Origin of the sequence: Microbulbifer variabilis, assembly GCF_020524905.1 — a bacterium.
GTDB lineage: Bacteria > Pseudomonadota > Gammaproteobacteria > Pseudomonadales > Cellvibrionaceae > Microbulbifer > Microbulbifer variabilis_A.
In genome coordinates, this window is the sequence record NZ_JAIVKI010000050.1 from 1 (window position 1) to 1813 (window position 1813).

The 1813-nt window shown below is 55.8% G+C and carries 3 protein-coding genes; all 3 read left to right on the top strand.

The genetic code is table 11. The annotated features are described in order from the left end of the window. The coding region (locus LC073_RS21410; RefSeq protein ID WP_226649650.1) for a hypothetical protein at positions 1–978 on the top strand (978 nt) is incomplete at its 5' end. A 2-nt stretch (positions 979–980) separates the two neighbouring features. Next, positions 981–1451, top strand: coding sequence for a hypothetical protein (locus LC073_RS21415; protein ID WP_226649652.1), 471 nt, complete (start codon positions 981–983; stop codon positions 1449–1451). Positions 1452–1455: 4 nt separating this feature from the next. Then, positions 1456–1813 (top strand): hypothetical protein (locus tag LC073_RS21420; RefSeq protein ID WP_226649654.1); only part of this gene is annotated, 358 nt, incomplete at its 3' end.

Here is a 1813-nt window from a genome sequence, read left to right on the forward strand (position 1 = left end):
CAGGAAGCGGGTTCGGCTCAGTTGATTCAGCTGGACCAATTTCTGGCGGATCGCCAGGGGAAAATCCGTCTCGATCACGAACAGCGCTTGCGGCAAATCGCCTCTCTGCACGTTGGCGAACAGGAGTTAATCAAGCGCGGATATGAATCTATCGAGCAATTGCGCCATGAATACAGCCAGCGGGAAAATGATCGCTACCAAGCTGCGCTCACGGAAGAGGCTGCGCGACGGGAGGAAAAGCGGCAGCGCGAGCAGGCTGCTCTGATTGAGGAGCAACTGAGTCGAGAACTGGCCCATCAGCAGCAAATTCTGGCAGAACAGGCGCTGTTTGATCGGCTCACCGCCATTCAGGAGCATCATGCGCAAATGCGCCGGCAAAGCGAAGCTGGCCTGAATCAATTTGTGCTCTTTGGTGCACAAAACCTGATGGGGCAGATGACCGATCTTGCCGAAAAAGGCACTGGCAAACAGTCAGCTATCTATAAAGCGGCATTCCTCGCACAAAAGGCCATCGCCGTAGCGCAAACCATTATGAATACAGAGGCGGCCTCAATCGCTGCGTTGTCGATGCCGCCTATTGGGCTGGGTCCCGTGGCCGGCGCGCCTTATGCGGCGTTAGTCAAAGGGATGGGCTATGCCTCTGCCGGCATCATCGCCGGGACCGCCATTGCCGGCATCGCCCACGGCGGCCTTGATTATGTACCGAAAGAATCCACCTACCTGCTGGATAAAGGCGAGCGGGTTTTATCCCCAAATCAAAATGCCGATTTAACCAAGGCGTTAAAAGGCCGCGGCCCAGGGGGAAATATCACCATCATTCTGAAAGAAGACCGTGAAAAAGGCTGGCAGGTCGAGCGAGCACAAGGACTGACAAGGGAGGATGTTCTTAACATCGTTGCGACCGATGTGCATGAGGGAGGCCAAGTAGCCAATACGTTTGAATCCACTTACCACAGTCTATCCCGCACCGGAAATTAACCATGGCCTTAATCAAATACCCTGCGGAGCTGCCGGCACCGCAGTTGGACGGCTATGCGCTGAAAAAACTAGATAACCGCATCCGCACCGAAATGGCCAGCGGTCGCGCCCGGCAGCGGCGCCGATTTGCCAGGGTTCCCACAGAGCTCCCCGTTAAGTGGAAATTGTTAGCGAATGAAGCCGCTATTTTCGAGGGCTTTGTCACCCACGCACTGTCCGATGCGATTGCCTGGTTTAGTGCCGAGGTACTCACACCTCAGGGGTTAATCCCACACACCGTGCGCTTTATCACTCACCCGCTCAGTGATTGTAAGCCGATAGGCCCGCACACCTGGGAATACAGTGCGCGCATAGAAATTGAAGACCGGATTGTGCTCACCGAGGAGCAGACTGTTGCGGGCCTGCTGGACCCGAACACCCTTCAACAATTTAGCCGGGGCGTGGCCCGCGCTGTGGATAGCTATCAGGAATAACTTTATGAGCACTTTTTTTGGTTCGGTGGCGGAGCTGCAAAATAGCGTTGTTGCCCTCAATGAAATTTTAGCTGGTGATGAGTTCAGCACGGTGGAGGTAGAGGGCATTAGAAAACCGACCATCAGCAAGGCCATTCAGGACCACTTGGCTGCAGTGCTGGCGCTGGCGCAGGGGCGCATGTCCTTCCAAACCAAGGCCGCGCTGGATGCGGCCGGCGCGCCCCCTGGCAGTGAGCTGGCAGAAGTTTGGAATGATGCCTCCGAGGAAAATAATGGGTTGTACGGCTGGAATGAGACGGCCTGGGTGAAATCGCCCTATGACCCCACCGCCTCGATTATTGCAAACCGCAAGGCGCTAACGC

Excerpts from the sequence above, each read along its gene's own strand:
- LC073_RS21415 (WP_226649652.1), top strand. The coding sequence starts at position 981 with ATGGCCTTAATCAAATACCCTGCGGAGCTGCCGGCACCGCAGTTGGAC.